Raw genomic sequence first — 23,882 nt, 5'->3', positions numbered from 1 at the left:
GGTGGTAGGTGCCCCAGTGGCGGTTGCCCGCCTGCCAGGCCGCGATCAGCTCGGCGGTAGCGGCGGCGATGCTGCCGGCCCAGGTCGGCGCGCCGATCTGATCGTCCACCACCTTGAGCTGGTCGCGCTCCTGCAGCAGGCGCTGCATGGTCAGCAGGAAGTTCTTGCCGTGCCGCGAGTAGACCCAGCTGGTGCGCAGGATCAGGTGGTCGCAGCCGCTGGCCGCCACCGCCCGTTCGCCGGCCAGCTTGCTGGCGCCGTACACCCCCAGCGGATTGGGCGCATCGTTCTCGACGTAGGGCGCGTCTTTGCTGCCGTCGAACACGTAGTCGGTGGAGTAGTGCAGCAGCGGTATACCCAGCTCGGCGCAAGCCTGCGCCATGACGCCAGGGGCCTCGGCGTTGATGGCGAAGGCCAGCTCGCGCTCCTGCTCGGCCTGATCCACCGCGGTATGGGCGGCGGCGTTGATCAGCAGCTGCGGGCGCTCGCGCAGGATGATCTCGCGCAGGCTGGCCGGGCGGGCCAGGTCGAAGGCCTGGCGACCCAGGCTGAGCAGTTCATGCCCCTGCAGGGCCAGTTGCAGTTCGCGGGCGACCTGGCCGGTGTGGCCGCTGATCAGGATCTTCATGGGAAGGTCTCGGCGTCCTGCAGGCTCAGGCCCTGCTGGTCCTTGGCCGACAGTTGCGGGGTGAGGTCATCCAGCGGCCAGTCGATGGCCAGGCTGGCATCGTCCCAGCGGATGCAGCGCTCATGGGCTGGGGCGTAGTAGTCGGTGGTCTTGTAGAGGAACTCGGCATACTCGCTGAGCACCAGGAAGCCGTGGGCGAAACCTTCCGGCACCCACAGCTGGCGCTTGTTCTCGGCCGACAGGTGCACGCCGACCCACTGGCCGAAGGTCGGCGAACTGCGGCGCAGGTCCACCGCCACGTCGTAGACCTCGCCGGCGCTGACCCGCACCAGCTTGCCCTGGGCCTGCTGCAGCTGGTAGTGCAGGCCGCGCAGCACACCGCGCGCCGAGCGCGAATGGTTGTCCTGGACGAAGTCGCGGCTCACCCCGGTGGCCTCGGCGAAACGGCGGGCATTGAAGCTCTCGTAGAAGAAGCCGCGCTCGTCGCCGAACACCTGGGGCTCGAGGATCAACACCTCGGGCAGACGGGTCTGGATCACGTGCATGCTCATTCCTCCGCCAGCTTGTACAGGTACTGGCCGTAACCGGTCTTGCCGAAGGCCTTGGCGCGCCGCAGCAACTGCTCGCGGTCAATCCAGCCGTGCTGGTAGGCGATCTCCTCCAGGCAGGCGACCTTCAGCCCCTGGCGGTGCTCGATGGTCTGCACGTACTGCGAGGCCTCCAGCAGGCTGTCGTGGGTGCCGGTGTCGAGCCAGGCGAAGCCGCGGCCGAAGCGCTCCACGCGCAGGTCGCCGCGCGCCAGGTAGGCGTTGTTGACGTCGGTGATCTCCAGTTCGCCGCGCGGCGAGGGCTTGACCGCCTTGGCGATGCGCACCACGTCGTTGTCGTAGAAGTACAGACCGGTGACCGCGTAGCTGGACTTCGGCTGGCTCGGCTTCTCCTCGATCGACAGGGCGTTGCCGGCGGCGTCGAACTCCACCACGCCGAAGCGCTCGGGGTCGCTGACCCAGTAGCCGAACACCGTGGCGCCGCTGCCATGGCTGGCGGCGCGCAGCAGCATCTCGGTGAAGTGCTGGCCGTGGAAGATATTGTCGCCGAGGATCAGGCACACCGAATCATCGCCGATAAAGGATTCGCCGATCAGGAAGGCCTGGGCCAGGCCGTCCGGCGAGGGCTGCTCGGCATACTGCAGGCGGACGCCGAACGGGCTGCCGTCGCCGAGCATCTTCTGGAAGTTGGGCAGGTCTTCCGGGGTGGAGATGATCAGGATCTCGCGGATGCCGGCGAGCATCAGCACCGACAGCGGGTAGTAGATCATCGGCTTGTCGTAGATCGGCAGCAGCTGCTTGGACACGCCGAGGGTGATGGGGTGCAGCCGGGTGCCGGAACCGCCGGCGAGGATGATGCCTTTCATTGTTCCTGCTCCTTGGAGCCTGTTTAGGATCTCGCGAGCTAGAGCCATGCAAGGCAAAAACAGGCGAGGAAGCGGAGTTTACGAGTTGTAAATGAGCATTCTGAGCCTGTTTTTAACGCAGCAGGGCCGACGCGCAGCAGATCATCAACAGGCTCCTTAAAGTGCGCCGAGTCGCTCGCCCTGATAACTGCCATCCTGCACGCGGCGGCACCAGTCGAGGTTGTGCAGATACCACTGCACCGTCTTGCGCAGCCCGCTCTCGAAGGTTTCCTGTGGTACCCAGCCCAACTCGCGTTCGATCTTGCCGGCGTCGATGGCATAGCGCAGGTCATGGCCCGGGCGGTCCTGCACGTAGGTGATCAGGTCTTCATAGCGCGTCACGCCGGACGGCTTGCGCGGCGCCAGCTCCTCCAGCAGTGCGCAGATGGCGCGCACCACATCGAGATTCTTCTGCTCGTTATGCCCGCCGATATTGTAGGTCTCGCCCACCTCGCCTTCGCAGACCACCTTGAGCAGCGCCCGCGCGTGATCCTCGACATAGAGCCAGTCGCGCACCTGCTGGCCGTTGCCGTACACCGGCAGCGGCTTGCCCGCCAGGGCATTGAGGATCATCAGCGGGATCAGCTTCTCGGGGAAATGGTAGGGGCCGTAGTTGTTCGAGCAGTTGGTGATCAGCACCGGCAGGCCGTAGGTGCGCTGCCAGGCGCGTACCAGGTGATCGGAGGCCGCCTTGCTCGCCGAATAGGGCGAGCTGGGCGCGTAGGGGGTGGTTTCGACGAACAGCTCGTCGACGCCGTGCAGGTCGCCGTAGACCTCGTCGGTGGAAATATGGTGGAAACGGAAGGCCGCCTTGCGCTCCTCGTTCAGGCCGAGCCAGTAGGCGCGGGTGCTTTCCAGCAGGGCGTAGGTGCCGACGATATTGGTCTGGATAAAGGCGGCGGGGCCGTCGATGGAGCGGTCGACGTGGGATTCGGCGGCCAGGTGCATGATGGCGTCCGGCTGGAATTCGGCCAGGGTCTGCGCCACCTGCGCGCTGTCGGCGATATCGGCCTGGACGAAGCGGTAGCGCGGGCTGGCGGCCACTTCGGCGAGCGACTCCAGGTTGCCGGCATAGGTCAGCTTGTCGAGATTGAGCACCTGGTGCTCGGTGTGCTGCAGCAGATGACGGATCAGAGCCGAGCCGATAAAGCCGGCGCCGCCGGTGATCAGGATGCGCATGTCCTCGTCCTCTCGTTAAGCAGCCTTTCGCTATAAGCGCTCGCGGAACCGGGGGAGCGTAACGAGCAAGCTATAGAAGATCGGGCGCTACGAAAATGAAAAAGGCCTGCATTGATGCAGGCCTTGGATAGTAAGTGGTGCCGGCACCAGGAGTCGAACCCGGGACCTACTGATTACAAGTCAGTTGCTCTACCAGCTGAGCTATACCGGCGCAGAAGGGCCGCCATTATATCCATTCGCAAGGGCGAGTAAAGCTTGTGCGGGGCGCTTGGTTGCGGGCTCGGCTATCAGCAGGGTTTTGCTTATGCACAATGGCAATGCACTTGATACGCTCGTGCACGGTCTCTGTGCGGTGCGTCACGGATTTATGCAAGTTATTGTTTTTACTAGGCTAAAAATACTGGTCAAAAAATGATCAGTCGTTTCCGAGGCCATTCGGCAGGGCGCTTGCGGCATTTGCCCAGAAAGCATCAACAGAGTTATCCACAGCTTCTGTGAGCAACTCAGGCACGCTCGGCCAGCAGCAGCAGGTTGCGCGGGCTCAGCCGGTAGTCGCAGAAGCTGCCCAGTCGAACCGCATAGCCCTGCTCCTGCAGATACAGGGCGCGGTCGAGCAGCAGCCAGAGTTCCAGTGGGCGGCGGAACAGGTGGCGCAACAGTTCCAGGTTGCGCACCTCGGCCAGGCGCTGCCAGCCGCGGGCTTCCAGTTCGGCCCAGTCCTGTGCGCCGGGAGTCGGCACGCCGCGCAGGGCGGCGAGGTCGTGGCAGAAGCGGGCGAAGGGCTTGGCCAGCCAGTCGGCGGCCAGCGGCGGGGTGGGCAGGTATTGATCGACGCCGCGCAACTGGCGCTGCAGCAGGTCGAAGGCCAGGCGCCAGGCCATCGACTGGTCGCGCTGGCGGCGCACGCGGGCGCCGGCGGTGACGGTTTCGCTCAGCGGCAGGCCGAGGTCGTCGCGCGACAGCTGCAGGGACGAGCCCTGGGCAGCCGTGGACAGCGGCTGGTAGTGCGGCGTGGCGATGCGGTTATAGCAGCAGGGCGCCACCGCCAGTTGCCGGCAGCCGCGCGCACTGGCCAGCTGCAGCAGGCGCACGTGCAGGTCACCGCAGGCGTGCAGGGCCACCGGCGTATGCTCGGCCAGCAGGTGCCCGGCGGCGCCGGTGGCGAGCACGTCCTGCTGCAGATGGCGGGCGTCCAGGCCCTGGCGGTGGCTCAGGGCGGCGCCGGATGCCACCAGCGCGGGATCGTATTCCAGGCAGGTCAGGCGTTGCCCCTCATGCGCCAGCCAGCGCCCCAGGTGGCCCTTGCCCGCGCACCAGTCGAGCCAGTGGCCGGCCGGTGTGGCGAACTGCAGGCGGCTGGCGAAGGCCTGGATCTGCTGCAGCTTGCGTCCGGGGACGTCCACGGCGAGGCGGGCCGGGCGCGCGTCGATTGCCGTCTGCGGCAGTTCGCCCAATGCGGCGAGCGCCTTGGCCTGGGTCGCGAGTTCGGCGAAGGGCGCCGGTGCGTCCAGCTCCCAGGGCCTGCCGTGGCTGGCCTCGGCCTGCTGCAGCGTGCGTGCGCGCAGCCAGGCGGCCAGCTGCGGCAGTTCGCGTTCCCAGGGCAGTTGCCGCTGGACGAAGGGCTTGGGCCGCCACAGCGCCTGGTGGCGGACGAGAAAGACGTCCAGCGCCTGGAAGCGGGCGAGCAGCTGCTCGGCGGAGAGGATGGGCTCGGTCATGGTACGCGGCGGGCGGAACCGGGAGCCGCGGATTCTAGGTTTTGCGCGGCGGGCCGTCGAGGGGCGACGGCCCGGCGCTGCTCAGCGGCCCTGGCAGGCGTCGACGCGCAGCCAGCGTTCCAGCAGGCGGAAGGCGCGTACCAGGACGAAGGCGATGGCCAGGTAGAACAGGCCGGCGGCGAAGAAGATCTCCACCGGCAGGTAGGTGCGCGCGATGATGGTGCGCGCCATGCCGGTCAGCTCCAGCAGGGTCACGGTGCTGGCCAGGGCGCTGGCCTTGAGCATCAGGATCACCTCGTTGCTGTAGGCCGGCAGGCCAATGCGTGCGGCGCGCGGCAGGACGATGTAGAGCATGGTCTTGGCCCGCGACATGCCCAGCGCGCGCGCCGCCTCCACTTCGCCCGGCGGCACCGCCTGGATGGCGCCGCGCAGGATCTCGGCGATATAGGCGGCGGTGTGCAGGGTCATGGTGATGATCGCGCACCAGTAGGGGTCGCGCAGGTAGGGCCAGAGCGGGCCCTGGCGCACGGCGTCGAACTGGGCCAGGCCGTAGTAGACCAGAAACAGCTGCACCAGCAGCGGCGTGCCGCGGAAGAAGAAGATGTAGCCGTAGGGCAGGGCGCGCACGTACCAGTGCTTGGAGGCGCGGGCGATGCCCATGGGCAGGGCGAGGATCAGGCCGGCGATGACGGCGATGGCCACCAGCTCCAGGGTCAGCAGCGCGCCTTCGGACAGGCGCGGCAGCCATTTGATGATGACTTCCCAGTTCATGAGGCGCTCCGGACGAAGCCGCGGCTGGCGCGCTTCTCGAGGAAATGCAGGCCGATCATGGCGAGAACGGTCAGGCCCAGGTAGATGAAGGCGGCGACCATATAGAAGGTGAAGGGCTCCTTGCTGGCGGTCACGGCGATCTGCGAGCGGCGCATGATCTCTTCCAGGCCGATCACCGACACCAGCGCGGTGTCCTTCATCAGGATCATGAACAGGTTGCCCAGGCCGGGCAGGGCGATGCGCCACATCTGCGGCAGGATCAGCTTCCAGAGGATGCGTCCCTTGGACATGCCGAGGGCCAGGCCGGCTTCGCGGTGGCCCTTGGGGATGGCCAGGATGGCGCCGCGGAACACCTCGGTGGCGTAGGCGCCGAAGCACAGGCCGAGGGCGATGGTGCCGGCAGCGAAGGCGGAGAGCTCCAGGCTCTCGATGCCGAGCAGGTCGGCCAGGCTGCGCATCAGGTTGACCGTGCCGAAGTAGATCAGCAGCACCCAGAGCAGCTCGGGCACGCCGCGGACTATGGTCGAGTAGCTGCCGCCGAGCCACTGCAGCGGCTTGTACGGCGAAGTCTTGGCCAGCGCGCCGAGCAGGCCGAGCACCAGGCCCACCGCCAGCGCGGAGAGCGCCAGTTGGATGGTCATCAGGGTGCCGGCGGCCAGGGCGGGGCCGAATCCGTGGAGATCGAAAATCATCGGAGGGCTCGGGTAGCCGCGCCGCCGGGTGGCGACGCGGTGCCGTCAGGTCAGTAGATGCTGAACGGGAAGTACTTGTCGTTGATCCGCTTGTAGGTGCCGTCTGCGATGATGGCCTGCAGCGCGGTGTTCAGCTTCTCGCGCAGCGGGTCGCCCTTGCGCACGGCGATGCCGATCTTGTCGTTGTCGAATACCGGGTCGCCCTTGAACTCGAAGTCCTTGCCGGCGTCGCTCTTGAGCCATTCCCAGTTGACGAAGGTGTCGGCCAGCACGCCGTCGAGGCGACCGGAGGCCAGGTCGAGGTAGGCGTTTTCCTGGGTGTCGTAGAGCTTGATGTCGACCACCTTGCCCAGGTTGTCCTCCAGCCAGGTGCCGGCGATGGTGGCGCGCTGCGCGCCGATCACCTTGCCCTTGAGGCTGGCTTCGTCGGTCTTGAAGTCGGCCGACTTGGGCGCGATGAACTGCAGCTTGTTGGTGTAGTAGGGCTCGGTGAAGTCCACCGCCGCCTTGCGCTCCTCGGTGATCGACATCGAAGCGATCAGGAAGTCGAACTTCTTGGCGTTGAGGGCCGGGATGATGCCGTCCCAGTCGGAGGTGACCACCTCGCACTCAGCCTGCATCTTGGCGCACAGCGCCTGGCCGATTTCCACGTCGAAGCCGGTGACCTTGCCGCTGGCGTCGATCAGGTTGAAGGGCGGGTAGGCGCCTTCGGTGCCGAGTTTCAGCTTGTCGGCGGCGACTGCGCTGGTGCCGAAGGCCAGGGTGGCGGCCGCGGCCAGCAGGATCTTCTTATAGTTCTGCATGCATGTTGCTCCGTGTTAGCGATTGCTGGACATGAATTGTTTACAGCGTGCCGATAGCGGGTTGTCAAATACCTGGGCCGGTGGCCCCTGTTCTTCGACCAGGCCCTGGTGGAGGAACACCACCTCGCTGGACACCTGGCGGGCGAAGCTCATTTCGTGGGTGACCAGCAACATGGTGCGGCCCTCCTCGGCAAGCGCGCGGATCACGTTAAGCACTTCTTGTACCATCTCCGGGTCCAGCGCCGAGGTGGGCTCGTCGAACAGGATCACCTTCGGCTGCATGGCCAGGGTGCGGGCGATGGCCGCGCGCTGCTGCTGGCCGCCGGAGAGCTGGTTGGGGTAGACGTGACGCTTGTCGGCGATGCCGACCTTGGCCAGCAGCGCCTCGGCCACCTCGATGGCCTCGGCCTTGCTCTGGCCGAGCACGCGGCGCGGCGCCTCGATGATGTTGTCGAGCACGCTCATGTGCGGCCACAGGTTGAAATTCTGGAAGACGAAACCGATCTCGCTGCGCAGGCGATTGATCTGCCGGTTGTCGGCGGCGACCAGGTCGCCGTTCTTCGCGGTCTTGAGCTTGAGCTCCTCGCCGGCGACGAAGATCTGTCCCTGGTGCGGGTTTTCCAGCAGGTTGATGCAGCGCAGGAAGGTGGACTTGCCGGAGCCGGAGGAGCCGAGAATGGAGATGACGTCGCCGTCTTTGGCCGTCAGGGAAATGCCCTTGAGCACTTCGAGGTCGCCGTAGCGTTTGTGCAGGTTGCGGATTTCCAGCGCGGGCGTCGCCTCGGCCATGGGGTGTGATCCTCTTCTTCTTCGAAAGCGCTCCGGCGTGCAGCGGGCCGTCCTGGCTGGCGGCCAAGCTAGCATAGCGTTTCCGTGACCGCCAAGCCGTTTGCTGGCCTATGGCTTGCTCCAGGGGCGGGGTGTCGCCTGGCTGCAGCTGCTTGTCGCGCAGGCGAAACAATGGCGCGGGGAAATCGCCGGAGGCAGAAAGCAAAAAGCCCCAGCACAGGGCTGAGGCTCTTCGTTTGCTATTCATGGTGCCAGGGACGGAATCGAACCACTGGCCGCGTGCCCCGTAATTGCTGGCGTGCGTTGCGGAGCGGTTCTTTCCATGCCCCTAAAAATGCCCCTAAAAACCAAAGTACCTGTCGCTCAGGGCATATTCTGCCTCAAAGCTCCCAGGGCTTCCCAGTCAGCTTGTGAATGTTATGCGGGCCTGCTTGGCACGGCAACCTTCTTCCTTGAGTGGGTAGGCTTTGGCTAGGCGGGACGTGCTGTTTACTCTTCATTGGTTTGACAGCTAAGCCATTTTATATGTGCGCTCGTTCCATCAAGGCCGGGGTAAATGGTGCCCCGATGAATACCATAGCGATAGAGTTGTTGCTTCAATTTTTTTCTTATCTTTTTGGGGATTACGATTTTGTAAATCTGTTCAGACGTAAAGCCTTGCGTGACGTTTTGATGGATTGTGAACAGCCCGCTCTGCGCAATAATTCTAGGTGTTAAATGCGCTGGTGTATAACGAAGTACGGGCTGGTCGCTTGGAAAAAGTAGGGGGTTTGCGTACTCGCTCAGTTCTAAGTTAACTGGTGGCTGGTCATCTACATATATGTACACCGCTGAGTCGCAGTTGCAATCCTCTTCTACTGCAAAATATAAGGCTATGAGGGGGTTGACTGTCCAATCCAAGAGGCGTGTTGGTAAACCATGATGCTGAGCGAGTGCTAGCCACTCCCAATCATTTCTTGGTGTGAAATTTAGGTGCGGCAGCGCCTGTTCTTTGAATTGCTTGAATATAATCTCTTCGGCGTGTTCAATTCTTGTGCTGTCTATAGGTAGGCGCCCAATTGATGGGGTTATTTCGTACCTAGAGTCTTTTACTCCGCGAAATACTACATTTTCGCCCAGATGCCTTTCAACTAGGTTGTGGAAATCTACAAAGCTGTGAATGGTTTCTTTTCGGTATTCATCAACATACCGTTGTATATCAAGGTCAAAGTTATTTTTGCGTATGCTGTCTAGGGGTACTACTTCTGAGTAAAGTTCGATGCTTTTGCGTTCTGTTGCCGTGGTTAAGATATTTTCTAGATCTTGATTGCGGAAGTAGTTGTACCAGCGTTCTTTTCCATATTGGTTGCTGGCGTCAATAAAAAGAATGTTATCAGTGTGTTGTCTTTGCTTCTTGAAAATAAGAATGCATGCTGGAATGGCTGTGCCATAAAAAAGGTTTGGAGGGAGGCCTATGACAGTGTCCAGGCAATTCAGCTCTTGTATTAGATACTTACGAATTTTTTGTTCTGAATTACCACGAGAGAGCACTCCTAGAGGCAGTACAACTGCCATAGTTCCGTCATCTGCAAGCTGTCGAAGCATGTGCTGCACAAAAGCAAAATCAGCTTTTGATCGTGTCGGTTCGGGGCCGTAATCGTGGAGTAACATTTGTTTGCTGTATGAGCGTGAGGGCTCCCAGCTTGTGCCAAATGGCGGGGCAGAAAGCACTACTTCGAAGCGTTGGCCTAAGTGCTTGGGATCCTCTAGAACATTTCCGAGTTGTAGGTTTACGAGGCTAAGATTTTTTCCGTGCATTAACATGTTCATACGGGCAAGCCTGAGTGTGCTTGCGTTGATATCTTGGCCGGCTAATTCTTTAATAATAAATCGTTGCTCGGAGACTGCTAGCAGCAATCCTGCAGAGCCACAGGCGGGATCATACACACTGATGATTTCTTCTCTGCCCTGCGTTACTAGCTTTGCTAGGAGCAGTGATACTGTGGAAGGTGTTAAGTAGTCACTGCCTCTCTTGCCATCGTTTCTCGCCAGGACTTCTAGTGCGGCCGTAAATATATGGCCCATTTCTTCATGCGATATGTGGAAAATGCCAAGTGATAGTTGGCTTAATGTGGATAGCACCTCTTGAAGATATTTGTCTTCGATTAGGAGGCGTGAGCGCCTGTCTACTAATATTCCTTCTAGCTGAGGATTTGCAGTTTCTATTGCGATTAATGTGGATTCTAGTTTTTCGCTTATGTTGTATCTTGTGCTTAGTATTTCGTGCCAGGAGCAGTCCGTAGGTATTGTGTAGCGATGCGGTATTTCGAGATCGGTTAACTCGTTTTTTGCTATCTCGTCATGGTATGTGTCAGAGATTCTTTTAAATATAAGTAGGGGGAGTAAGATGTCTTTGTAATCGACGTGAGGCATGGCGCCGCGTAATATGTTTGCACAACGCATGAGTGCCGTGTTTATGGCCGCCGAACGGTCGTCGTACGACTCGCTATGAGTCATTATGGTCTCCCTCTAATTCTGCTGAGCTAAGTCTGGGGCTGATTTTTAAGGCAGTTGCTGTGGGCGCTTTTGCCTCATGCTGCGTTCAAGTATTAGCTTGCCCGCGCAATGCCTCGTAAAGCCGTGCCGGCCCCAGCAGCAAGTTGATCACCTCGCGCTGAATCTGCTCCGAGTTCAGTGCCTGCAAACTCAAATTGCTTTGCGCCGAATGGCTATCTATCAGCGCATCAATAAACACCCGTGTCAGGTCGGGTGAGCTGGCGAATTGTTCTTTGGTGTTGTTCGCCGCCTGCTGTGCCAGTACCTCGGATTCCAGCAGCTTCTCACGCTGGCTGTTGAGCCAGGACAGCTTGTCGCCATCGGTTGTGTCTGCGCCGAACAGCTCGTTGACCTTCTCGACGATCTGGCTGAGGTAGAGCTTTTCCTTCTCCTGCACCTGGCCGCTACCGGTAGCGCTCATCGGTGGCAGTTTCGGGTATTCGCCGTTTACCAGCGGTAGGTCGCGGGTGCCCTTGTCTTTCAGCTTGTAGCGCACCAGTTCCAGGCGAGACAGATCCACTCCTTCGCGCTCCCGGCCGAACTCGATCAGCGGCAGCAGGTGCTTGAAGAACAGCTGACGTTTCTCAATATCGGTATTGCCGTAGTCGAAGATCTGCGAGAGGAAGGCATACAGGCGCTGGAAGCTACCCATGTCGCGCTTGAACAGCACCAACGCATCCATTTCATCCTTGGCCGCTTTCACCGCCTCACCATCGCCGTTCGCTTCGGCTGCCCGCAACTCATCTTGCGCGATGCGGTAACGCACCAGCAGGCGGTTGGCCACTGGCTCCAGAGCCGCACTCAGCTCGCTCTGACGTGCCGCTGGATTGAGTAGCACCGTTACCACCCGCTCGACCTCGAACTGATCGTAGTGCCCAGCGCTGTCCAGCTTGGTGCGCAGGTCGTAGACCAGGTGCGGGTCGGTCACGTCTTCCAGCTCGGCGGTGCTGTAGTAGGCCTTGAACGCTGTGAGGATCTCGTCCGGCTCGTTGACGAAGTCCAGCACGTAGGTTGTGTCTTTCTTTGGATATGCGCGGTTTAGTCGCGATAGCGTTTGCACGGCCTGAATGCCGCCCAGCTTCTTGTCCACGTACATGCCACAGAGCAGCGGTTGGTCGAAGCCGGTCTGGAATTTGTTAGCCACCAGCAGAATCTGGTACTCGTCGCCGCTGAACGCTTCGCGGATATCGCGGCCACGCAGGTGCGGGTTCAGCGCCTGGCTGGTTTCAGTGAAGGGGTCAGGGCCAGACTCGGGGTCATTTACTTCGCCGGAGAATGCCACCAAGGTGCCGATCGGATAGCCCTGGCGCTTTACGTACTGGTCGATTGCCAACTGCCAGCGCACCGCCTCCTGGCGGCTGGAGACCACCACCATGGCTTTGGCTTTGCCCTCCAGTAGCGGCTGCACGTTTTCGCGGAAGTGCTCGATGACCACCTGCACTTTCTGCGCGATGTTGTAGGGGTGCAGCTTCACCCAGCGCATGATGCCTTTCAGTGCCTGGCTGCGCTCCACCTCGGCGTCGCTCAGCTCTTCACCGTTGTGCGCCAGCTTGAAGGCGGTCTTGTACGCCGTGTAGTTTTGCAGCACGTCGAGGATAAAGCCCTCCTCGATAGCCTGGCGCATGGAGTACACATGAAACGGCGCCGGCAGGTTGCTGCTCGATGCAGGCAGTTCAGGGTTTGGCCGTCGGCCGAACAGCTCCAGGGTCTTGGCCTTGGGCGTGGCGGTAAAGGCTACGTAGGTGATGCCGCTCTCGGCGGAGCGTGCGCTCATCTGCGCCGCCAGAATGTCCTCGGTACTCGCTTCGCCGCCATCGGCCAGCTCTTGCAACTCCTCGATGGACAGCACCTGCTTGAGCTTGGATGCGGCCTCGCCGGTCTGCGACGAGTGCGCCTCATCGGCGATCACCGCAAAGCGCTTGCCCTCGGTGGCCGCTAGCTCTTGCACCGCCTTCAATGCAAAGGGGAAGGTCTGGATGGTGCACACCACGATCTTCTTGCCGCCGGCCAGCGCCTTGGCCAGCTCACCGCTCTTGCTCGCCGACTCACCAGTGATGGTCGCCACCACCCCAGTGGTGCGCTCGAAGCTGAAAATCGCCTCCTGCAGCTGTGCATCCAACACCGTACGGTCAGACACCACCAGCACCGACTGGAACAGCTTGTGCTGCTCGGCAGCATGCAGGTCCGCGAGGAAGTGCGCGGCCCAGGCAATCGAGTTGGTCTTGCCGGAGCCGGCCGAGTGTTGAATCAGGAACTTGCCGCCTGGCCCTTCCTCCAGCACCTTGGCCACCAGTTTGCGCGTGGCATCGAGCTGGTGATAGCGCGGGAAAATGATCGACTTGAGCTGCTTCTTCTTGTCCTTTTGCGCCACCAGGTAGCGGGCGATGATCTCCAGCCAGCTATCGCGTTGCCACACCTGTTGCCAGAGGTAGGCCGTGGCATGGCCATCTGGGTTGAGCGGGTTGCCTGCACCGCCGTCGTTACCCAGGTTGAACGGCAGAAAGCGCGTTGCCGCGCCCTCCAGACGGGTGGTCATCTGCACTTCGCGGTTGCTCACGGCGAAGTGCACCAGCGCACCTGCTGGGAAACTCAGCAATGGCTCTGTCCGGCCCTTGGGCTTTGGCTCGCGGTCGAAGCGATATTGATCCACTGCATCCTGCACCGACTGGGTGAAATCGGTTTTCAGCTCGCAGGTCGCGACCGGGATGCCGTTAAGGAACAGCACCAGATCGATGGAGTTCTCGCAGGCCAGCGAGTAGCGCACCTGGCGTACCACGCGCAGGCGATTGGCCGCGTACCTGGCGGTCAATTCCGGGTTCATGCTCAGTGCCGGCTTGAACTGCGCCAGTTGCAGCGGCTGACGCAGCCCCAGCAACTCAATGCCCTGGCGCAACACGTCGAGAGTGCCGCGCTCGTCGAGGGATTTACGCAAGCGATCAAGCAGCACCGCCTCGGCTGCCGCGCCATGGTTCTTGCTCAGCGCCTCCCAGGCCTTGGGTTGAGTGTTCTTGACCCAGTCCAGCAGGTCGGCAGGGAATAGCGCCCGCGCACGGTCATAGGCCTGCGCGTCGCCTGCGGCATGCAGCCAGCCATTGGCGGCAAGGTGCTCGCAGATCTCGTTCTCGAAGGACACTTCCTTATGCAGGCTCATGCTGTACTTATCCTTTGCCTAAGTCTGATTGGCCGCGAGGCTGAATGGAGGATGCTTGCCTTCCTGACTTCAGTCGAGGGCCGGTGGGCTCCGATTGAGCCCATCCATCAAATAACCATCAAATAAACCACCGGCCTGTAGCACCCGTATTTGCTGGGCTCTGCTATCCGCCGGGGCGAGAACACGTTAATTCGTCAATTAACGATCAAATAAACCCTCATGCCCACCAGGGTAGATAGCGAGCGTTGCGATTACCTTGATCGGGATCGTAAGGTTTGATCTGTTGAGCCTCCAGCGCATCCCTGATGATTCGTGAGGCAATGGCACTGTTGTGTGCCTCGATACCGAAGCGCTCGCGCAGGCTGGCGTTGGTCATGGGGTCTTGTTCGACACAGCGCAGACAGGCGTGCATGTAGCAGGCGTGTACACGGTCGTTGCGATCCATATCCTTGAGCGCGCGGTGCGCAAACAGCATCACGCGGGTCGCATGATCCTCGGTTTCGAAGCGCGGGGCCGGCAATTGGTAGAGCTCTGTCTCGAAGACCACTTTGTCCACGCCGCTACCACGCTCTTCACAGATGCCTACCAAGCGCATGAACGACGCCAGTGATTCGTTGCGCGAGCGGGGAGGGCTGTCGAGAAAACGCGCCGTGCTGACCAATGGCACACCTGGATTGGTGATTTCCATTCGGTCAGCGAACACCTCCACGGTTGGCCCCATTCCGGTGATCGAGAAGTCCTGGTGGATCAGCGCATTGGCCACCAGCTCGCGTACTGCCAGGTCGGGGTACATGGGCACGTCCTTGCGGATGGCTTTGCCGACCACCTCGTTGCGCGGCAACAGGGCGCTGATGTAATCGATCAGGCCCAGAAATCCCGAGGCATAGCCCTTATGGCCTTCCTGCTCGCGCAGGGTTTTCAGGCGGCCTTTGCCCTCATAAACGATCACCCGCACAGCCTTGCGCGACAGGCTCTTGAAGCGATGAAGGTCTTTGGCGAACAGGATGGCGCCCAGGTTGGTGATGTCCCAACTGCTTGCCTGGTTACGCACCAGCATGGCCTCATCGCTCAGGCGCGCCAGAATGCCGGCTTGATCGGTGGGCAGCGGTAAATTGCGCAGATCGAAATACGCCGGGTAGTCGAGCAGCGTCAGCACTTCATTGGCGCTCAGCTGGGTTGCCGCCAACTGGGCCTCGAAGGGCGTCAGGTCGAAGATGCGCCACAGGGAGCGCTCCTGATCTGGGAAATCCTTGAGCGGCTTCTTGTAGGAGCCGATGCGGATAAATTCGCGCCCCTCGAACTGAGTCGGCCGCCCCGAGGCGCGGGGTATTTCAAGAATGACCACCGACTTGTCATCGACCATCAGGCGATGGAAGCGAAAGTGCAGGCGTGGGCTCAGTGAGCGCAGCAACCAGCTTTCCAGCTCTTCGTTGCCCTTGCGGGCGGCGTGCGGGTCGAAGTGGGTGCCGACCACCTCATGGCCATTATTGCTGATGCCCCAGAGCAGGTAGGCATTGCTCTTGCCATCCAGAGCGGCGGCGTTGGACAGGGCCGACAGGTACTCGCCAATTTCGGCGGGATCGCTATTGTTCTCCTTGAACTCCACCCAGGTCGTTTCCGCCGGCAGCTTGCACAGCTCGCGCACCAGGCCGACCAGATAGCTTTCATCGCGATCCAGGGTCATTCGGCCTCCAGGCGGTTGTTGGTGTTCATCGACGCTATCCATTACGCATGTGCCAGTACGCACAGTGCAGCCTATCTTAGTTTTCCTGATAGCTACGTTCGATCAGGTGCTTGGCGCGCTCCAGATCGGCAGGGGTGCGCAGGCTCAGTTCCAGATCGCCGGTGCCCCAGTGGCCGATGCTGCGCACATCGCGGCTAAAGCCTTCGGCCAGTTCGACCGAGTCCGGGTTGAGCTTGAGGAACAGCAGCAGGCGCTTGGGCTGGATCACCACGCTGGCGAAATTTTTCAGCCGGCGGAAGGCTAGGTAGAGCTTGAGAGGCTTTTCCTGCACATCGTCGCCGAGCGAATGCAGGTAGCTGCTGGTCTGCTCGAACAGCGCGGCGATCTCCGCCGGAGCCAGCGCCAGTTGTTCCTGCCAGGTCTTGTCTTTGCTCGCTGCTGCCGGCTTGCCCACTTCGGCCTCGGCCGTTGGGGCGGTGATCAGGGTGCTGGCCGCGCTGACCGAGTTGACCAGCTCCAGCAGCAACAAGTCATCGCCAAACAGCTTGTAGCGGATCAGCTCGATATTGCGCTGGATCAGCTGCACGGCGTGCTGGTCGTAGCGAGTGAAGTCGGCGGCGATGCACAGCAGTCGGGTGCCGGCCCATTCGATCTGCTCGGCGGCCTGCTTGCCGAGCTTTTCCATCACCAGCCAGCGGAACTCGGCCTGATGGTCGAGCAACCAATCTAGGTAGAACAGGCCCTGGTTGATCACGTTCTCGTTGCTATGGCGCTTGTACTCGATGATGACCGGGCAGCCGTTCTCGTCCAGGCCCAGGGAGTCTATACGGCCCTTATGGGTCTTGCCGGTGGCGTATTCACTGGCGAGAAAGCGCACGCCGAGAAAACACTCCATCTGCGCCTCGATCAGGCTTTGCAGCTGCTTTTCCACCGCCACGGCGCGGCCGGGTAGTTCGCAGGCGGAGCCATTAGCGCCTAGGCGAAATAGCTGGATATCGCTCATGCGGCTTGCTCCTGTTCATCCTTGACTGGCCCGCGTACATCGATCTGGCCGGTAACGGCGGCGGAGATTAGGGCGGTGCGGCGTTCTTTGAGTAGGGAAATAGCTTTTTCTGTTTCCTGAAGCAAATTTTGGAAGGACTTCAGCTCTGTTGCGAGATATCGAGCAATGTCCCGTTGCTCGGCAAGTGGAGGGATGAGCACTGGCGTGCGTCGCAGCATATCCAAGGTTATTTCCTTGAATGTCGCTCCCTTGGCCATTGAGTCAAAGTAGACCTGCAGGCCCGTGGAGTTAATTAGGTTAAGCAAGTAGTCCCGCTCGACACATTCTCCCGGTGAAATCTTGGCCGTACCTTGAGTCAAATTTGCCCCATCCAGTTCTTCTGGCAGGGGGAGGCACTTACCTACACTTGCGCGAATCGCAATTACCAGATCACCAAAGAAAACCTTTGAGCGTGAGTACGACTGGTCTATTTCTCTTGATGTCCTTGAATAGCCCTCCAGGGGTAATGATTCACCAGACATATCGCTCGTTTTGATGTAGGGAATGCCACCTTCAACATGAGGTCCCGCTTGGACAATGCCATAGGTGATGCTCGTGCCGTCTCGGGCTACGTACTTTAGTTGCGAAACTTCCCAGTGCGCCGGCACCTCGCCCAGCCATTCAACCCCGGAGTCCTTCATCGGCGCCGTCGGATCGAGCCCCTTGGTCACTGCATGGGAAATCACCGCCTGACGCTTTTCCTTCAGCAGTGCGATCAGCTTTTCCTTCTCGGCCATCAGGCCTTCGATCTTGGCAGTTTCGTGACTCAGGAACGCAGCGATTGCGTTCTGCTCGCTTAGCGGAGGAACTGGTATGCGGAGATTGGAGACGATTTCAACCGAGAGTCCAGGTTGGGCCGCAGACACAGAGTATTGGTTAAGGTCCATCGCCCGCATCAGCTCTCCGAGCCACACCGTACTTATAGATCGAACCGGTGTTGCAACTACTGCATGTTCAGATGCCCAAAACTGTCCCTTGGCGTAATTGATATTTCCGCAGAGCGCGCCTTGTCGGCCAATTAATGCGTAGTGCCCTTCATGGGTAAAGGAGTCGGTATACCCCCTCAAGCCATTGCCACCAAAAACAGGATATTGACCTTCGGTATCAATGCTTTCAGCAGTTATTGACTCGCCACTTTGTAGATATGCCACCCGTTTTAAAGCGGAAATATCCCAATGCCCCGGCACCTTCCCCAACCACTCCACTCCAGAGTCTTTGTACTCGGGATAACGCGGAAAACTCATGCCGACAGCCTCCCGATCATCGCCAGGATGCGGTCGGTCACGCCTTTCAGTTCGGCATCGATCTCGGCCAGCGGCCGTGGTGGTTCGAATACATAGAAATGCCGGTTAAACGGAATCTCGTAGCCGACCTTGGTTTTGTCGTGGTCGATCCAGGCGTCCGGGGCGTGGGGCAGCACTTCGCGTTTGAAGTAGGCCTGCACGTCTTCGCCGAGCGGCACGTTTTCCGTGTCGCGCAGGCTGCTGTCAGGCTGTGGTTTGCCCTTCTGTTTGCCCTTCTGGCCGATAACGATGGCGCCGTGCTCATCGCGTAGCGGGCGTTCGACGGTGATGGTCTGGTAGCCGAAGGCCTGGTTGGGCAGCAGGCGTGACAGTGGGGCGAGTTTGACCTTGCCGCCAGCCGGTATGCTGGGCTCGGCCTCGCCGTCACGCAGAATCTGCCGGGCGACTTCCTTGCCGTCGGCATCCAGCACGGTGGCGAGGCGCGCCTCGACGCACTGGCCGAACAGCTGGGTGATTTCTTCGATGGCGCTGTCGGGCATTTCCTTGCGCTTGGAACCGAGGCTCTTGCGCATCTTCTGCCAGAAGCTCGATGCATCGATCAACTGCACCAGGCCCTTGCGCTGGGCCGGCTTGCGGTTGGTCAGCACCCATATATAGGTGCTGATGCCGGTGTTGTAGAACATATCGGTGGGCAGGCCGATGATCGCCTCGACCAGATCGTTCTCCAGCACATAGCGGCGGATCTCGCTTTCGCCGGAGCCGGCACCGCCGGTAAACAGCGGCGAGCCGTTGAGCACGATGGCAAAGCGGCTGCCGCCCTCGTTGGCCGGGCGCATCTTGGCGATCAGGTGCATCAGAAACAGCAGTGAGCCGTCGGAAACGCGCGGCAGGCCGGGGCCGAAACGGCCGTTGAAGCCTTGCTGCTCGTGCTCCTGGCGGATGACCTTCTCGACCTTCTTCCACTCCACGCCAAACGGCGGGTTGGACAGCATGTAATCGAAGCGCTTGCCGGCATGGCCATCGTCGCTAAGGGTGTTGCCGGCTTTGATATTGGCCACTTCCTGGCCCTTGATCAGCATGTCCGCCTTGCAGATGGCGTAGGACTCGTCGTTGAGCTCCTGGCCATGCAGATTGAGGCGCGCTTGGGGATTGTGCTCGACCAGGTACTCTTCGGCGATCGACAGCATGCCGCCGGTACCCGCTGTTGGGTCATACAGGTTGCGCACCACGCCAGGGTTGGTCAGCACCTCGTCGTCTTCGATGAAGATCAGGTTGACCATCAGGCGGATCACTTCACGCGGGGTGAAGTGCTCCCCGGCGGTTTCGTTGGAGATTTCCGCGAACTTGCGAATCAGCTCCTCGAACACCAGGCCCATCTGCATGTTGTCCACGGCTTCAGGGTGCAGGTCGATCTGGGCGAAGCGTTCGGCCACCTGGTAGAGCAGGCCGCATTTGTGCAGACGGTCGATCTGGGTCAGAAAGTCGAAGCGCTCGAAGATATCGCGCACCGGCAGGGAGAAGCCCTGGATATAGCTGTAGAGGTTTTCGCGGATATGGTCGGGGTCGCCCATCAGCTTGGCCATATCCAGCGGCGAGATGTTGTAGAAGCTCTGCCCTGCCTTGCGCAGCAGAAAGGGCTCTGGGTTGGCCACCAGCTTCAACTTCTCGGCCTGTTCGGCCAACACCGCTGCCTTGGTCTTCTCCAGCACGCAGTCCAGGCGGCGCAGCACGGTGAAGGGCAGGATCACCTTGCCGTATTCGGACTGGCGGTAATCACCACGCAGCAGGTCGGCAACCGACCAGATAAAGGCGGACAGGGCTTGTTGGTTCATGGGGCTTGATCCTTGTGTACAGCTTCCTGGCAAAACGAGAACGCGTTGCTGGGGACGAATCTGCGGGATTATGCCGAGGGGAAGAGGTGCTGGCGACAGCCGAGTGGATGCTGACGGTGCGGAAGGGAGGAAATGCAGGCAATAAAAAACCGGCTCAGAGGCCGGTTTTTTCAAGCGACTTGCATCGCTTGTTAAATCAGTGGTGCCCAGGGACGGAATCGAACCGCCGACACGGGGATTTTCAATCCCCTGCTCTACCAACTGAGCTACCTGGGCCAACGGGGCGCTATTAGACGGATTTGAAGGATCAGTGTCAAGCGCGGGTTTGAAAAATATTTAATTATTACGGGCGCTTAGGTGCGTAGCGGGTGGGGTGCGCCGTGCGCACCCTGGATCCTCATTCGCTCGGCGGCACGTAGCCTTCGGCCTGGGCGTATTCCTCGCCGGAGAGGAACTTGTCCATCTCGGTCTGCAGGAACTTGCGGTCCTCGGCGTTCATCATGTTCAGCCGGCGTTCGTTGATCAGCATGGTCTGGTGTTTCTGCCACTCGTCCCAGGCCTGCTTGGAGACGTTGGCGAAGATGTCCTCGCCCTTGGGGCCGGGGTAGGGCGCGCGATCCAGGCCGGGCAGTTCCTGTTTGTATTTGCGGCACAGCACGGTGCGGGTCATGTCGGTTCTCCAGCATTGATGGCTTGCGCCGCGCGTTTGAGCAGCTTCTTCACCGGGGCGGCGAGGCCCAGGCGCGGCGGGGTGGCGAGGTTATACCAGAGCCAGTCGCCCTCGGCCACGCGGCTCGGCTGCTCGGTCACCTGCACCAGCCAGGGTTCGATGGCCAGCTGGAAATGGCTGAAGGTGTGGGTCAGGCCTTCCAGTTCGCGGCGCCGGCCGAGCTCGAGCTGCTGTTGCTGGCCGAGGCGGTCGAGCTGTTCGAGGTCGTCCAGTTCCGGCAGGCTCCATAGCCCGCCCCACAGCCCGGTGGAGGGGCGGCGATAGAGCAGGATGTCGCCGGCGGCGTTGACCAGCAGCGGCATCAGCGTGCGTTTCTGCGGCAGTGCCTTGCGCGGCTTGGCTATCGGGTAGCGGATTTCCAGGCCGAGCAGATGCGCCTGGCAGCCGCTGCGCACCGGGCACAGCAGGCAGCTGGGCTTGCTGCGGGTGCAGAGGGTGGCGCCCAGGTCCATCATCGCCTGGGTGTAGTGGTTGACCCGTTCGTGCGGGGTGAGGCGCTCGGCGACGTCCCACAGCTGTTTGGCCACCTTCGGCTCGCCGGGATAGCCCTCCTGCGCGATGTAGCGCGCCAGCACGCGCTTGACGTTGCCGTCGAGGATCGGCGCGCGCAGGCCCATGCTCAGGCTGGCGATGGCGCCGGCGGTGGAGCGGCCGATGCCGGGCAGCTCGGCCAGCGCCTCGACGCTGCGGGGAAACTCGCCGCCGTGCTCGCGCATGACGATCTGCGCGGTCTTCTGCAGGTTGCGCGCGCGGGTGTAGTAGCCCAGGCCGGTCCACAGGTGCAGCACTTCGTCTTCCGGCGCTTCGGCCAGGTCGCGCACCGTGGGCAGCGCGGCCATAAAACGGTCGAAGTAGCCGAGCACGGTGCTGACCTGGGTCTGCTGCAGCATGATTTCCGACACCCAGACACGGTAGGGCGTGATGTTCTGCTGCCAGGGCAGATCCTTGCGCCCGTGCTGGTCGTACCAGGCCAGCACGGCGCCGTTGAACTGCTCGGGGCTCATCGGTTGAACAGGCCCTTGAGTGCGTCTTTCAGGTCCGGGCTGACCTTGTCGCCGAGCTTCTCTTCCAGCTTCTCGGTCAGCTTGTTGCCGGCCAGGCGCGCGGCGATCTTGCCGAGGCCATCCTGGTCCAGGCGGCAGGCCTTGGCGCCCAGTTCCAGCGGGCCGCGGCAGCGCAGCGGCCATTCGATGCCGACGTAGCGTTCGTTGACCTGGCAGGCCGGGTCGGGCATTTCGCGCTGGTCGCCCTCGAGGGTGATGCCGACCTGGTAGTCGAGGCCGAGCACGCGCAGGTCGAGGTCGCCCTTGCCGCTGACCGCCAGGCCCGGCACCAGCGCCTTGAGATCGGGGTTGTGGGCGACGCCGTCACGCACGTTGAGACTGCCCTTGAGTTCGCGGAACGGCGTGTCCTTGCCGGTCGGCGGGTTGCTCGGCACCTTGCGGTTGAGGGTGGCGATGCCGCGGCACAGCTGCTGTTCGAGGTTGGCATCGACCAGCACGCCGTCGTTGAGGACGAAGCTGGCGTTGCCGTTGAGCGCTTCGATCCAGGCCTTCTGGCTGTTGCCGCGGCTGTTGAACTTGGCGTCGAGGTCGAGCAGGCCCTTGATCGGCGAGGGCTGGCCGTCCTTCTTCAGCAGCGGCTCCAGCGGCATACGGCTGAGGCGCTGCTCCAGGCTGAGCATCGGCTCGGCCTGGCGCACGTCGATGCGACCGGTACTGACGAAGCTGCCGCCCTGCAGCTTGCCGCGGGCCTCTTCCAGGTTGATCAGGCCGCCGCGGCCGTTGGCCTTGATGCGGACATCCTCGAACTGCTGCTTGTCGTAGGTCAGCTGGCCCAGGCCCAGTGCCAGTTGCAGGTCGAGCTTGCGCAGCTGGTCCACCGGCAGCACCTTCTCGTCGCTCCAGGCCTGCTGGGTCGGCGCCTTGGGCAGCGGCGTGGTGCCGTCCTTGCCGGCGCCGGCGATGCTGTCCTTGACCTCGGCCTTGCGTGCGGCGCCGGCACTGTCCTGGGCTTTCGGCGGCAGGTAGCGGTCGAGGTCGAGTTTGTCGCCCTTGAGGTCGGCGCGCAGCGCCTGGCGGGCGAAGTCGGCCACGCCGAGGCTGCCGGTGAAGGTGCTGCCGTCCAGCTTGAGGTTGAGTTCTTCCAGCATCACGCCCTTGGTCGAGCCGCTCAGGCGGCTGGCTAGTTCGAACTGGCCGAGGCTGTCGGCGTCCTGCATGGCCGGCAGTTCGACGCCGATGCCGGTGAGGAATTCGCGCAGGTTGAGCGGGGCGATGGACAGGCCACCGGCCAGCTTGGCGTCCTTGTCCAGCTCGCGCAGTTTCAGCTCGCCGAGCGCGCGCAGCTGGTTGGCGGACAGTTTCAGGCCGTTCCATTCGGCGACGTTGGCCGCCAGGTCGACCAGCAGCTGCCCCTGGGCGGCGAAGTTCAGCGTCTTGCCCTTGAGCGGCTCGCCCGAGGCTTCGCCGGCCAGCTTGAGGTCTTCGAACTGGTAGCGCTTGAGCGCGCGGTCGAAGCGCAGCTGGCCCTCCAGCTCGCTGCGCGCGCGCAGCAGCGGCTGGTTGGTGCCGAAGAAGGCGCCGAGCTTGAGCGGGATGGCCGCGCCCTCGCGGATGGCGCCGGTCTTCAGCTCGATGTTTTCCAGGGTGAATTGCTGGTCCTGCTGCGCGTCGTGGTAGTCGATGCGCGAGTTGCTCAGGGTCAGGCTGTCGATATCCAGCTTGATCGGCTGGCCGGCGGGCTTGTCGGTCTTCGTCTCGCTGGGGGCGTCGCTGGCTGGCGGCTGTTCGCTCGGCGTTTGCGCCGCTGCGCTGGCCTGCGCCGGCTTGCCTATGCCTTCCCAGTTGCCGCGGCCCTTGGCGTCGCGCTGCAGGTTGAGGTTGAGGCCGTCGATGCGGATGTCGCTCATCTGCACTTCCTTGCGCAGCAGCGGCAGCACCCGCACCGACAGGCCGAGCAGGCGCAGGTCGGCGAAGGGCTGCTCCGGGGTGTCGGCGCTGGCCAGGGTGGCGTCGGTCAGCTCCAGGCCCAGCCAGGGGAACAGGCTCCAGCCGATATCGCCCTTGAGCTGCAGCTCCAGATTGGCCTTGTCGCGGGCCAGCTGGCGGATCTCGTCCTTGTAGTCGTTGGGGTCGAACAGGTGGGTCAGGGCGAACAGCAGCGCCACTATGAGCAGCAGCAGCCCGAGGAGGAAGAGACCCAGGATCTTGCCGAGCGCTTTCATGGACGAGTCCTTGTTTTGATAACGGATTGCGGGCGGCCTGCGCGTCGGGCGCGGGCGGCCGTCGATATGGGCGCCGAGTATAGCGTTACAGGGCCGCGGCGACCCGCTCGGCGATGGCCAGGCTGGCGGTCAGCCCCGGCGACTCGATGCCGAACAGATTGACCAGGCCGGGCAGGCGGTGATCGGCAGGGGTTTGGATCAGGAAGTCGGCGGGCGGTTCCCCCGGGCCGCTGAGCTTGGCGCGCACGCCGGCGTAGCCGGGTTGCAGACGCGCGGCGTCGAGCGCCGGGAAGTAGCGACCGATGGCGGCGGCGAAGGGCGCGCGCAGGCGCTCGTCGACCCGGTAGTCGAGGGCGTCCAGCCAGTGCACGTCGGGGCCGAAGCGCAGCTGGCCGGCCAGGTCGA

At 62.0% G+C, this 23,882-nt stretch carries 19 protein-coding genes and 2 tRNA genes; all 21 read right to left on the bottom strand.

Features of this window, described 5'->3' with window-relative positions:
• Positions 1–628: dTDP-4-dehydrorhamnose reductase (gene rfbD, locus N878_RS13670; protein WP_021444206.1), on the bottom strand; the 628-nt coding region annotated here is incomplete at its 3' end.
• Positions 625–1,173, bottom strand: a complete 549-nt coding sequence (gene rfbC / locus N878_RS13665; protein WP_021444205.1) for a dTDP-4-dehydrorhamnose 3,5-epimerase — start codon at positions 1,171–1,173, stop codon at positions 625–627. The genes rfbD and rfbC, both read right to left, overlap by 4 nt.
• A 2-nt stretch (positions 1,174–1,175) precedes the next feature.
• Complete coding sequence (gene rfbA, locus N878_RS13660) at positions 1,176–2,042, bottom strand: glucose-1-phosphate thymidylyltransferase RfbA (RefSeq protein ID WP_021444204.1); 867 nt, start codon at positions 2,040–2,042, stop codon at positions 1,176–1,178.
• A 156-nt stretch (positions 2,043–2,198) separates the two neighbouring features.
• Positions 2,199–3,260 (bottom strand): dTDP-glucose 4,6-dehydratase, encoded by a 1,062-nt coding sequence (rfbB, locus tag N878_RS13655; RefSeq protein WP_021444203.1) that lies wholly within the window; start codon positions 3,258–3,260, stop codon positions 2,199–2,201.
• A gap of 135 nt (positions 3,261–3,395) precedes the next feature.
• Positions 3,396–3,471, bottom strand: a tRNA-Thr gene (locus N878_RS13650).
• 292 nt (positions 3,472–3,763) lie between these two features.
• Complete coding sequence (locus N878_RS13645) at positions 3,764–4,978, bottom strand: methyltransferase (protein ID WP_021444202.1); 1,215 nt, start codon at positions 4,976–4,978, stop codon at positions 3,764–3,766.
• 81 nt (positions 4,979–5,059) lie between these two features.
• Positions 5,060–5,749, bottom strand: coding sequence for an ABC transporter permease (locus N878_RS13640; RefSeq protein ID WP_021444201.1), 690 nt, complete (start codon positions 5,747–5,749; stop codon positions 5,060–5,062).
• Positions 5,746–6,441 (bottom strand): ABC transporter permease, encoded by a 696-nt coding sequence (locus N878_RS13635; protein WP_021444200.1) that lies wholly within the window; start codon positions 6,439–6,441, stop codon positions 5,746–5,748. Before N878_RS13635 ends, N878_RS13640 begins: the two co-directional genes overlap by 4 nt.
• A 50-nt stretch (positions 6,442–6,491) precedes the next feature.
• Entirely contained in the window at positions 6,492–7,244 is a 753-nt protein-coding gene (locus tag N878_RS13630) for an ABC transporter substrate-binding protein (RefSeq protein ID WP_021444199.1), read from the bottom strand.
• 15 nt (positions 7,245–7,259) lie between these two features.
• Positions 7,260–8,033: an ABC transporter ATP-binding protein gene (locus tag N878_RS13625; protein ID WP_021444198.1), complete on the bottom strand. Its 774-nt coding sequence runs from the start codon at positions 8,031–8,033 to the stop codon at positions 7,260–7,262.
• 489 nt (positions 8,034–8,522) lie between these two features.
• Positions 8,523–10,529 (bottom strand): N-6 DNA methylase, encoded by a 2,007-nt coding sequence (locus tag N878_RS26850; RefSeq protein WP_082457845.1) that lies wholly within the window; start codon positions 10,527–10,529, stop codon positions 8,523–8,525.
• A gap of 85 nt (positions 10,530–10,614) precedes the next feature.
• Positions 10,615–13,719 carry a type I restriction endonuclease subunit R gene (locus N878_RS13620; protein WP_021444197.1) on the bottom strand — a complete coding sequence of 1,035 codons (3,105 nt, stop codon included), beginning with the start codon at positions 13,717–13,719 and terminating at the stop codon, positions 10,615–10,617.
• Positions 13,720–13,936: 217 nt separating this feature from the next.
• Complete coding sequence (locus N878_RS13615; protein WP_021444196.1) at positions 13,937–15,403, bottom strand: ATP-binding protein; 1,467 nt, start codon at positions 15,401–15,403, stop codon at positions 13,937–13,939.
• 76 nt (positions 15,404–15,479) lie between these two features.
• Positions 15,480–16,406, bottom strand: a complete 927-nt coding sequence (locus tag N878_RS13610) for a DUF5655 domain-containing protein (protein ID WP_021444195.1) — start codon at positions 16,404–16,406, stop codon at positions 15,480–15,482.
• The gene (locus N878_RS13605; protein ID WP_031303161.1) at positions 16,403–17,689 is read right to left on the bottom strand and encodes a restriction endonuclease subunit S; all 1,287 of its coding nucleotides are present in this window, start codon (positions 17,687–17,689) and stop codon (positions 16,403–16,405) included. Before N878_RS13605 ends, N878_RS13610 begins: the two co-directional genes overlap by 4 nt.
• On the bottom strand, positions 17,686–19,521 hold the full coding sequence (locus tag N878_RS13600) for a class I SAM-dependent DNA methyltransferase (protein WP_021444193.1): 1,836 nt from the start codon (positions 19,519–19,521) through the stop codon (positions 17,686–17,688). Before N878_RS13600 ends, N878_RS13605 begins: the two co-directional genes overlap by 4 nt.
• Positions 19,522–19,721: 200 nt before the next feature.
• Positions 19,722–19,797: transfer RNA gene (locus tag N878_RS13595), tRNA-Phe, on the bottom strand.
• Positions 19,798–19,918: 121 nt separating this feature from the next.
• The gene (locus N878_RS13590) at positions 19,919–20,191 is read right to left on the bottom strand and encodes an oxidative damage protection protein (RefSeq protein ID WP_004374015.1); all 273 of its coding nucleotides are present in this window, start codon (positions 20,189–20,191) and stop codon (positions 19,919–19,921) included.
• Entirely contained in the window at positions 20,188–21,255 is a 1,068-nt protein-coding gene (mutY, locus tag N878_RS13585; RefSeq protein ID WP_021444192.1) for an A/G-specific adenine glycosylase, read from the bottom strand. The genes N878_RS13590 and mutY overlap by 4 nt, the downstream gene beginning before the upstream one ends.
• A complete protein-coding gene (locus tag N878_RS13580; protein ID WP_021444191.1) occupies positions 21,252–23,477 on the bottom strand; it encodes an AsmA family protein in 2,226 nt (741 codons plus the stop codon). Before N878_RS13580 ends, mutY begins: the two co-directional genes overlap by 4 nt.
• Positions 23,478–23,562: 85 nt before the next feature.
• Positions 23,563–23,882, bottom strand: a 320-nt coding sequence (locus N878_RS13575; protein ID WP_021444190.1) for an FAD-dependent oxidoreductase, incomplete at its 5' end; no start/stop codon positions are given.

Origin of the sequence: Pseudomonas sp. EGD-AK9 (assembly GCF_000465935.2) — a bacterium.
Classification (GTDB): Bacteria; Pseudomonadota; Gammaproteobacteria; order Pseudomonadales; family Pseudomonadaceae; genus Aquipseudomonas.
This window is presented reverse-complemented; position numbering and strand designations above follow the sequence as displayed.

Coding starts and splice junctions, on each gene's coding strand:
- rfbC (WP_021444205.1), bottom strand. CDS start 1,173: ATGCACGTGATCCAGACCCGTCTGCCCGAGGTGTTGATCCTCGAGCCC.
- rfbA (WP_021444204.1), bottom strand. CDS start 2,042: ATGAAAGGCATCATCCTCGCCGGCGGTTCCGGCACCCGGCTGCACCCC.
- rfbB (WP_021444203.1), bottom strand. CDS start 3,260: ATGCGCATCCTGATCACCGGCGGCGCCGGCTTTATCGGCTCGGCTCTG.
- N878_RS13645 (WP_021444202.1), bottom strand. CDS start 4,978: ATGACCGAGCCCATCCTCTCCGCCGAGCAGCTGCTCGCCCGCTTCCAG.
- N878_RS13640 (WP_021444201.1), bottom strand. CDS start 5,749: ATGAACTGGGAAGTCATCATCAAATGGCTGCCGCGCCTGTCCGAAGGC.
- N878_RS13635 (WP_021444200.1), bottom strand. CDS start 6,441: ATGATTTTCGATCTCCACGGATTCGGCCCCGCCCTGGCCGCCGGCACC.
- N878_RS13630 (WP_021444199.1), bottom strand. CDS start 7,244: ATGCAGAACTATAAGAAGATCCTGCTGGCCGCGGCCGCCACCCTGGCC.
- N878_RS13625 (WP_021444198.1), bottom strand. CDS start 8,033: ATGGCCGAGGCGACGCCCGCGCTGGAAATCCGCAACCTGCACAAACGC.
- N878_RS26850 (WP_082457845.1), bottom strand. CDS start 10,529: ATGACTCATAGCGAGTCGTACGACGACCGTTCGGCGGCCATAAACACG.
- N878_RS13620 (WP_021444197.1), bottom strand. CDS start 13,719: ATGAGCCTGCATAAGGAAGTGTCCTTCGAGAACGAGATCTGCGAGCAC.
- N878_RS13615 (WP_021444196.1), bottom strand. CDS start 15,403: ATGACCCTGGATCGCGATGAAAGCTATCTGGTCGGCCTGGTGCGCGAG.
- N878_RS13610 (WP_021444195.1), bottom strand. CDS start 16,406: ATGAGCGATATCCAGCTATTTCGCCTAGGCGCTAATGGCTCCGCCTGC.
- N878_RS13605 (WP_031303161.1), bottom strand. CDS start 17,689: ATGAGTTTTCCGCGTTATCCCGAGTACAAAGACTCTGGAGTGGAGTGG.
- N878_RS13600 (WP_021444193.1), bottom strand. CDS start 19,521: ATGAACCAACAAGCCCTGTCCGCCTTTATCTGGTCGGTTGCCGACCTG.
- N878_RS13590 (WP_004374015.1), bottom strand. CDS start 20,191: ATGACCCGCACCGTGCTGTGCCGCAAATACAAACAGGAACTGCCCGGC.
- mutY (WP_021444192.1), bottom strand. CDS start 21,255: ATGAGCCCCGAGCAGTTCAACGGCGCCGTGCTGGCCTGGTACGACCAG.
- N878_RS13580 (WP_021444191.1), bottom strand. CDS start 23,477: ATGAAAGCGCTCGGCAAGATCCTGGGTCTCTTCCTCCTCGGGCTGCTG.